The organism is Fusobacterium perfoetens (genome assembly GCF_021531475.1).
Classification (GTDB): Bacteria; Fusobacteriota; Fusobacteriia; order Fusobacteriales; family Fusobacteriaceae; genus Fusobacterium_B.
This window is the reverse complement of sequence record NZ_JADYTX010000058.1, coordinates 1-8,822: the sequence shown is the minus strand read 5'-3', so window position 1 is coordinate 8,822 and position 8,822 is coordinate 1. Positions and strand designations below refer to the sequence as shown.

General features: G+C 31.2%; 7 protein-coding genes. 3 read left to right on the top strand and 4 right to left on the bottom strand.

Annotation, left to right across the window (positions count from 1 at the left end; all coding sequences use genetic code 11):
* Positions 1-192: 192 nt before the first annotated feature.
* From I6E15_RS09800 to I6E15_RS09790, 3 genes are read left to right on the top strand one after another with little or no spacing between them, the layout of a single operon-like run.
* Positions 193-1,974, top strand: a complete 1,782-nt coding sequence (locus I6E15_RS09800; protein ID WP_235247595.1) for an adenine deaminase — start codon at positions 193-195, stop codon at positions 1,972-1,974.
* Positions 1,975-1,992: 18 nt separating this feature from the next.
* Positions 1,993-3,726: an adenine deaminase gene (ade, locus tag I6E15_RS09795; RefSeq protein ID WP_235247594.1), complete on the top strand. Its 1,734-nt coding sequence runs from the start codon at positions 1,993-1,995 to the stop codon at positions 3,724-3,726.
* 22 nt (positions 3,727-3,748) lie between these two features.
* Positions 3,749-5,314 (top strand): hypothetical protein, encoded by a 1,566-nt coding sequence (locus I6E15_RS09790; RefSeq protein ID WP_235247593.1) that lies wholly within the window; start codon positions 3,749-3,751, stop codon positions 5,312-5,314.
* Positions 5,315-5,376: 62 nt separating this feature from the next.
* Here the strand turns inward: I6E15_RS09790 and I6E15_RS09785 are convergent, their stop codons facing one another.
* From I6E15_RS09785 to rnmV, 4 genes are all read right to left on the bottom strand, one after another.
* Positions 5,377-5,691 (bottom strand): transporter substrate-binding domain-containing protein, encoded by a 315-nt coding sequence (locus tag I6E15_RS09785; RefSeq protein WP_235247592.1) that lies wholly within the window; start codon positions 5,689-5,691, stop codon positions 5,377-5,379.
* Between the two features lie 374 nt (positions 5,692-6,065).
* Positions 6,066-7,256, bottom strand: a complete 1,191-nt coding sequence (locus I6E15_RS09780) for a dicarboxylate/amino acid:cation symporter (RefSeq protein ID WP_235247591.1) — start codon at positions 7,254-7,256, stop codon at positions 6,066-6,068.
* Positions 7,257-7,517: 261 nt separating this feature from the next.
* Positions 7,518-8,141: a uridine kinase gene (gene udk / locus I6E15_RS09775; protein ID WP_235247590.1), complete on the bottom strand. Its 624-nt coding sequence runs from the start codon at positions 8,139-8,141 to the stop codon at positions 7,518-7,520.
* Between the two features lie 49 nt (positions 8,142-8,190).
* Positions 8,191-8,739: a ribonuclease M5 gene (gene rnmV / locus I6E15_RS09770; protein WP_235247589.1), complete on the bottom strand. Its 549-nt coding sequence runs from the start codon at positions 8,737-8,739 to the stop codon at positions 8,191-8,193.
* Positions 8,740-8,822: the final 83 nt, after the last annotated feature.

The following is an 8,822-nucleotide window of genomic DNA, read 5'->3' as shown; positions in this document are numbered from 1 at the left end:
AGAAGTCCAATAGAATATAGGAAATTTAAAGAAAAAAATGTTGATAATTAAATTGAGTACTTGACAGGGTACAGATCAACTGAATAAAATTCCATTTGAAACACTAGACGCAGGACGGGAAACCTGATTTGCTTATCGCCGGATAGTGTTTTTTTATTTAATTACTACTTTTAAATTAAAATGGAGGAAAGAATGAAAGAAATCACAGTAGAAAATTTAAAACAATTAGTAAGAGCTGGAAGAGGTCTTATACCAGCAACTCTAGTTATTAAAAACGGTAACTTAGTAAATGTTATGTCAAGTGAAATTTATCCAGCTGATGTAGCTATCTATGAAGATAAAATAGTGGCTATCGGAAATGTAGAAGATTACATTGGAGAAAACACAGAAATTTTAGATGCAACTGGAAAATATATCACTCCAGGATTAATCGACGGACACATTCACAGTGAATGTAGTAAATTAAGTATCACAAGTTATGCAAAAGCTGTTGTACCTTGTGGAACTACAAGTATGATATCTGGTTTAGATGAATATATATCTGTTGCAGGATTAGACGGATTAAAAGAAATTTTTGAAGAAATTGAAAAAAGTCCTTTGAAAGTTTTCTGGGGAGCACCTCATCAAACTCCTTATACAATCCCTCAATCAACAATAGCTTATAACTTTACAAAAGAAACTCACCAAGAAGTACAAAAATGGAAAGAATGTTTTGGTGTATGGGAAACTGTTAGAGAGTTTATCCAAGAAGAAGATGAAAATACTTTAGGTGCAATTGTTGAGGCAGCAAAAAATCGTTTACCAGTATTCGGTTGTGCTCCAATGGCTAGAGGAAAAGAATTAAATGGATATCTATGTGGTGGAGTTCGTTTAGACCATGAAAGTTATGATCACGAAGAAGTAGTAGAAAAAATGAGAAATGGTATGCATATGCTTATAAGAGAATCTTCAGTAACTCATTTCTTAAAAGAAAATATGAGAGCTGTTACAGAAGTAAATCCAGCATTTGCTAGAAGAGTAAGTTTCTGTACTGACGACGTTACAGCAAGTGACGTTTTAGAAAAAGGACATTTAGATAATGTTGTAAGACTTACTATAGAACAAGGAATTGACCCAATGACTGCAATTCAAATGGCAACAATTAATAGTGCTGAAGCTTATAGAATTGATCATTTAATCGGTTCTGTTTGTCCAGGAAGAATTGCTGATATATTATTAGTAGATAATTTAGAAAAATTTAATGTAGAAACAGTTATAACAAACGGAAAAGTTGTAGCAAAAAATAAAAAATTAACTTACGACTTACAAGCTCCAAAAAGAAGTGAATTATTAACAAGCAGATTAAAATGTGACAGAGTTACAGCTGAAGACTTTATGTATAAAGTAACTCAAGAAAGTGGAAAAGTAAAAGTTTTATCAATGAACGTTATTGGACCTTTCGTAAGAAAAAGAAGAGATGCTATCCTTAATGTAGAAAATCATTTTGTACAACCAGATGTAGAAAATGACGTATTGATGGTATCAGTTATTGAGAGATTCGGAAGAAATGGAAATAAATCTTTAGGATTCTGCTCTGGATGGAAACTTAAAAAAGGAGCTATGGCATCATCAGCTGCCCCAGACGATAACAACATTGTTGTATTAGGAGCTAACGCAAATGATATGGCAGTGGCTGTAAACCATTTAATTGAAAATGGTGGAGGACAAGTTGTTGTTTGTGATGGAGAAGTTATTGAATTTTTACCTTTACCAGTAGGTGGAATTTGTAGCGACGCTGAGCCTAGTGAAATTGCTAGAATAGAAAAATTACTTTCTAAAGCAGCAAATGATTTAGGTTGTGACTTACCAGAACCTTTAATGTATATGTTCTTCTTACCTATAACAGCTATACCTGATTATGCTATCACAGATTTAGGTCCTGTTGATTGTATAGCTTTAGAAGTTATTAATCCTATTATAGAAGAAAATTTATAATTTTTGGAGGTAAGGAAGATGACAAAAGAGCAATTAAAAAAACTTGTTGATGTGGCAGCTGGTAGAATTCCAGCTGACCTAGTTATAAAAAATTGTAAAGTTGTAGATGTTTATTCAGCAAGAATTATAGAAGGAGATATTGCTATTTCTGATGATGTAATAGCTGGTATCGGAAACTATGAAGGAAAAGAAGTTTTAGATGTTTGTGGAAAATATGTTACACCTGGATTTATTGACAGCCACATTCATATTGAATCTTCTTATGTAAGTCCTGAAGAAATAGGAAAACTTTTAGTTCCTCACGGTGGAACTTGTATAATAGCAGACCCACACGAAGTTGTTAATGTTTGTGGAATAAAAGGTCTTGACTATATGATGGAAGCTGCAAAAAATACAGTTTTAGATATAAAATATATGGTGCCATCTTGTGTACCTTGTACTCCATTTGAAAATGCAGGAGCTATTATAGATGCTGATAAAATGAAAGAACCTATCACAAGAGAAAATGTTTTAGGACTTGGAGAGTTTATGAACTTCCCAGGAGTTATCAGTGGAGATAGTGATGTTCTTGATAAAATAATGGTAGCTAAAGAATCTGGAAAAATAATCGACGGACATAGCCCAAGTGTATTTGGAAATGATCTTAATGCTTATGTATCTGTTGGAATAAGAAACGATCACGAATGTTCAACAGTTGAAGAGATGCAAGATAGAATTTCAAGAGGGGTTTATGTTTTATTAAGACAAGGTTCAGCTTGTCACGATTTAAGAAACTTATTAAAAGGTGTTACTAAAGAAAATAGTAGAAGATGTCTTCTTTGCTCAGACGACAGACAACCAAAAACAATCTTAGAACTTGGACATTTAGATAATCATTTACAAATCTGTGTGGAAGAGGGACTTGATCCAATAACTGCTGTACAAATGGCAACATTAAATGCTGCTGAATGTTTTGGATTAAAAGATAGAGGTGCTATTGCTCCAGGTCTTCGTGCTGACTTAGTAGTAATGGAAGATTTAAAAGATTTTAAAGTTACTAATGTATTTATTCAAGGAAAAGAAGTTGCAAGAGATGGAAAATATCTTCCAGAATTTAAAAAATGTGATATTTCTTCAGTAAGAGGAAGTATGCACGTAAAAGATTTTTCTATTGAAAAATTAAAATTAAATTTAAAAACAAATAAAGTTCATATTATCGACATTTTACCTGGTGGAGTTGTTACTAAGAAAAGTGTTGATACAGTTGAACTAGATAAAAATGGAGATTTTATCTTCAATCCAGAAGAAGATATTGTTAAAGTTGCAGTTGTTGAAAGACATAAAAACACTGGAAACGTAGCAGTAGGATTTTTAAGAGGGTACGGAATAAAAGAGGGAGCTGTTGCATTATCAGTGGCTCACGATTCTCATAACCTAATAGTTGTAGGAACTTCTAACGAAGAGATGGCTTTTGCTATCGAAAAACTTATTGAACAAGAAGGTGGAGTTGTTCTTGTTAAAAATGGTGAAGTTATAGAAAATATGCCAATGCCAATAGCTGGTCTTATGAGTGATAAAGATGGAGAATGGGTTGATAAAAAACTTACTTCTTTACATAAAGTTGCTTATGAAGAATTAGGTATCCACCAAGATGTAGAACCTGTAATGACTCTTTGCTTTATGTCATTAGTTGTTATCCCTGAGATAAAAATTACTGACAAAGGTTTATTTGATATAATGAAGTTTAATTTTATAAGTTTAGAAGCTGAATAATTTTTGGGGGAGAGAAAAAATAATGAGTATAGATAATTCTAAGATTCCTTTCTTTAAGAAAGGTGACATTGGGGCGTTAACTTATGTAGTTACAAATAATATTATTAACTATTTAATAGTTATTGGGACTTTATCTGGAATTTTAGGTTGGCCAGACGATATCGTTTATGGAAAAGTTATTCCAGGTATGTCAATAGGACTTGCATTAAGTTGTCTTTATTATGTATATATGGCTATGAAACTTGCTAAGAAAGAGGGAAGAAATGACGTTGTTGCTCTTCCATCAGGAGTTTCTACACCAGCCATGTTCGTTATTCTTTATGGGGTTGTAATGCCACTTCACTATGCTTTAGGTAATCCAGAACTTACTTGGTCAGCCGCTGTTGCAGCTTGTTTTATTGGGGGAGCTGTTGAATTTTCAGGTGGATTTATTGGACCTTGGATGAAAAGAAACATTCCTAGAGCTGCTCTTTTAGGAACAGTTGCAGGGATCGGATTCATATGGATGGCAACTCAAGGTCTATTTGATATCTTTAGTGATCCTGTTGTTGGATTCCCTATATTTATAGTTGCTATGGTTGGACTTTTTGGAGGATATCTATTCCCTAAAAAACTTCCACCTTTAGTAGTAGCTGTTGTTGGTGGTATAATTTATGCTTTTTGTTTAGGAAGAACAAGCATTGATTTTACAGGAATTGGATTTTATTTCCCTAATCCTGTAAGTACTTTCCAAAATTTAGTAAATGGATTCTCTATTGTTGCTCCTTATTTAACAATTATAATTCCTATTGAGATTTATAACTTTGTTGAAACTATGGACAACGTTGAAGCTGCTAATGCTGCGGGCGATAATTACAGCGTTAGAGAAGCACAATTTGCTGATGGTATTTGTACAATGATTTCTGCCCTTTTTGGTGGAGTTGTTCCAAATACAGTTTGGTTAGGTCATGCTGGTCTTAAAAAAGCAGATGCTGGTATTGGATATTCAATAATTTCTGGTTTAATTTTAGGGGGAGCTGGAATATTTGGATTATTTACTTTCTTAAGTGAATTAGTTCCACCAGCAATCTGCGGTATTACTTATTTATGGTGTGCTGTTATTATGGTTGCTCAAGCATTCAGAGTTTGTGAAGGAAAATATTTTGCAGCAATAACAGTTTCTATGATTCCGCCAGTGGCTGATTTCTTATTTACTCAAGTTACAGGTTCTGTTGGACTTGCTAATATTTGGACTGAAGTTACAGCATCTGGTGTAAATGGATATAGTCCAGAAGTAACTGAGATGATAATAAATGCAGGAGTTATGTGGAGAGGTATTCCAGAAGTTAAAGCTGGAGCTATAATTGTAGGAATTCTAGCAGGAGCTATGACAGCATTTATCATTGAAAGAAAACTTGATAAAGCTGCAATTACAATGTTTGTAGCTGCTGTGTTATCTTTATTTGGATTTGTCCATAGTGCATCTTTAGGATTCTATCCACATTCTCAATTTGTATTAGGATATTTAGTATCTACTGTGTTATTATTTGTTTTACATTTTGGATCTAAATCTTGGTTAGAAGCTCAAGATGATTTTGATTATGTATAAGATATAAAAAATTATTTGTATGACTGCTATAATAAAAATATAGCAGTCACATTTTTATTTAATTAAAATCTTAATGAAAGACAACTTAGTCCACCATCTATTTTTTGAGATTGTAAAGCTGATATAAGTCCATCAAAATTCATATCCTTACATTCATATTTTATCCCTATTTTTTTAGCTATTTCATCAATAACATCGACATCATATCCTACAATTTTTCCATTTTCTAAAGTTTCAAAAGGTGGATATTCAGCAGTAGTTCCAATTTTATATATTTTATTAGTATCTAATTTTTGCTCTAAACTATTTTCTGATTTACACCCCCCTATTGTTAGTATTAACATTCCTGCTATTAATAATTTAATTCCTTTTTTCATAAAATCCTCCTAGTATATAAATATTTATGTAATTATTTTTTTGTATAAAAAAAACAGACTACACTTTAATTTGCAATCTGTTTAAAAAAACGAAATATAAAAAATATAGTAAAAATTAAATTATACTACACCTTACAAAAGACAAAACTTTATGGCAAATTAAAAACCTAAAAATATTAAATTCAAAATATTGTTTATTTTTCCTTGTCCTTAACATTTTTTAACCTCCATAAAATTTATAAAAGTAATATTATCACAAGCTTATTTTTTTGTCAATATTTTTTTATAAAAAAATACCCTGAATTTTTAAAATCCAGAGTATTTATAATTTATTTTCTATTAATTTTGGCTGGGATTATTTTTATTAGATTAAATTATTCTTTAATCCATTTTTTATAAATTGTATCAACGATAACACCGATAGCGTTATCACCAGATACGTTACAAGCTGTACCAAATGAGTCTTGAGTAATGTAAAGAGCAATCATTATAGCTTGAAGTTCTTCAGTTCCAAGTCCAACCATATATAAGAATGGAAGAGCTGTCATAATAGAACCACCAGGAGCTCCAGGAGAAGCAACCATAGCAACTCCTAAAGTTGCGATAAATGGAACTATAGTACCAAGGGAAATAGGAAGATTGTTCATCATACAAACTGCAGTTGCACAAGCTGTGATTGTTATCATAGAACCAGCCATATGAATATTAGCACATAATGGTACTACGAAATTACGAATTTCTTCAGAAATTCCATCAGCTTTAGCACATTGTAAGTTTACTGGGATAGTAGCAGCTGAAGATTGAGTTCCAACAGCAGTTGTGTATCCAGGTATTTGATTTTTTAATAAAGTAACAGGATTTTTCTTTCCGATTCCACCAGCTACAAAGAATGCAAATACTAAATATACTAAGTGCATAATAATAACTACTAAGAATACTTTCCAAAGAATTCCTAAGATAGCAAAAGTTTTTCCTGAACGAGTCATATCAACGAATGTTCCACAGATATATAATGGTAAGAATGGAACAATGATTGTATGTAAAACTTTATTTATGATAGCAGAGAAATCTTTCATAAAATCATATAATGAAGTTCCGATTTCTTTTCCACGCATTGTTGACATACATAGACCTAAGATAAACGCAAGAAGAACTGCTGCTAAAGTATCTAGTATTGGAGTAACTGAAAGACTTAAATAAGGTTCAACTGAAACTCCTGCAGTTTTTGCAATTTTTTCTAAAGCATCTGGAGTCATAAAACTTCTGAATAAGCTGTTTGCTACAAAGAAAGATACAGATCCAGCAATTAAAGTTGATGCGTAAGAAATCACTGCTGTAAGTCCAAGAAGTTTTCCAGCTCCTTGAGTTAAATCAGCAATACCCATTGTAACGAAAGCTAGAATCATCATAGGGATAACAAATTTTAAGAACATACTGAATAATCCAGATGCTGTAACTACTAAACGTCCAAACCATTCAGGAAGATATAATCCTATAAGAATACCTAAAATGATACCGATAATTAATTTTGGCACAAGACCAAGTTTTTTCTTTTGATTTTCCATTTTTCACCTCAATAAAATAAATTCTATAATCCCTTATAGCCTTTTTAGAAACAAATTTTAAGCATTTTAAAATTAAAAATAATTAATTATAAAATAACGTTAAATTTTATCTCATTATATGGTCTATTCTACATCAAGAAAGAAAAAAATGCAACTAATTCTAACATTTTATTATTAAAATGAATGAAAAATAATATTACTATTTATTAAATAATAGAAAAATAAAAAAACACCCTTACAGAAAGAGTGTCTTAAATTATTTTATTTTTCTTCTATATATCTTTTTAAATTGCTAACTAGCATATCAATAGCTATTTTATTTTTTCCACCTCTTGGGATAATAACATCTGCATAACGTTTGCTTGGCTCACAAAATTCTAGATACATAGGTTTTACAGTAGTAAGATATTGATTTTTTACAGATTCAAAACTTCTACCTCTCTCATTCATATCTCTTTCTATTCTTCTTAAAATCATCTCGTCAGCATCAGTGTCTACAAATATTTTTACATCAAAAAGTTCTCTTATCTCTGGTACAGCAAATATAAGTATTCCCTCTACCACAATTATTTTTGACGGATTTATTTTTACACTTCCCTCTTTTCTTGAGTGAGTAGTAAAATCATAAATTGGTCTTTCAATAGACTTTCCATTTTTTAAATCTACTATATGTTTTCTTAATAATTCAAACTCTATTGAATCTGGGTGGTCAAAGTTTACTTTTGCCTTTTCCTCTAAAGTCATATTAGTCAGTTCTCTATAATATGCATCTTGTTCAAGTAAAGTAGCATCTTCAGCTTTAAAAGCTTTTACTAAATTATTAGCAACAGTTGTTTTTCCACTACCACTTCCACCTGCTACTCCAATTAAAATGCAATTTTTCATATTTTAATTTCCCCCTACATGTTTACACTAAAGAATTATATTTTCTATATTATTTTATTTCTTGAAAAATCTCTTTCATAGCTTTTTCAAACTCTTCTCTACTTATTCCGTAGTTATTAAGCTTTGAAAGAAGTTGTTTTCCATTTGAATAACCGATACCAAGTTTTTCTCCAAGTTTCTCTCTAATAAATTTTGAATTAGAGTGTCCTACAAGATGGTTATCCATAAGGTCAGTTATAAAAAATGTTTCTTCTTTTGCCACAACCTCACATTTTGCAAGTTCCAAAGCTTTTATAATCGCCTCTGGAGATGCATTTTCAACTCCGATATCTCCATCTTTTTTTCCTTCCCATCTATTTATATAGGCTTGTTTTGCATTTGGGAAACGTTCTTTTATAATTCTTCTTATTTGAAGTCCTGCAAAATCTGGGTCAGTTAAAATTATTATCCCTCTATTTTCATAGGCTTTTTGGATTCTTTCAAGATTTTTCTTAACTGAAAAACCGTGAACTGCGATAACCTCTGCATTAACGGCTCTTTTTACAGCAGTGATGTCATCTCTCCCCTCTACAACTATAATCTCTTTTATTATTTCCATTTTATCTCCTCGTATAATATTTATATAATAATTTTTTAATTATTAAGCTATTTTAATTTTTATGTAATATACTGTTATTAGAT

Coding starts and splice junctions, on each gene's coding strand:
- I6E15_RS09800 (WP_235247595.1), top strand. CDS start 193: ATGAAAGAAATCACAGTAGAAAATTTAAAACAATTAGTAAGAGCTGGA.
- I6E15_RS09780 (WP_235247591.1), bottom strand. CDS start 7,256: ATGGAAAATCAAAAGAAAAAACTTGGTCTTGTGCCAAAATTAATTATC.
- rnmV (WP_235247589.1), bottom strand. CDS start 8,739: ATGGAAATAATAAAAGAGATTATAGTTGTAGAGGGGAGAGATGACATC.
- ade (WP_235247594.1), top strand. CDS start 1,993: ATGACAAAAGAGCAATTAAAAAAACTTGTTGATGTGGCAGCTGGTAGA.
- I6E15_RS09790 (WP_235247593.1), top strand. CDS start 3,749: ATGAGTATAGATAATTCTAAGATTCCTTTCTTTAAGAAAGGTGACATT.
- I6E15_RS09785 (WP_235247592.1), bottom strand. CDS start 5,691: ATGAAAAAAGGAATTAAATTATTAATAGCAGGAATGTTAATACTAACA.
- udk (WP_235247590.1), bottom strand. CDS start 8,141: ATGAAAAATTGCATTTTAATTGGAGTAGCAGGTGGAAGTGGTAGTGGA.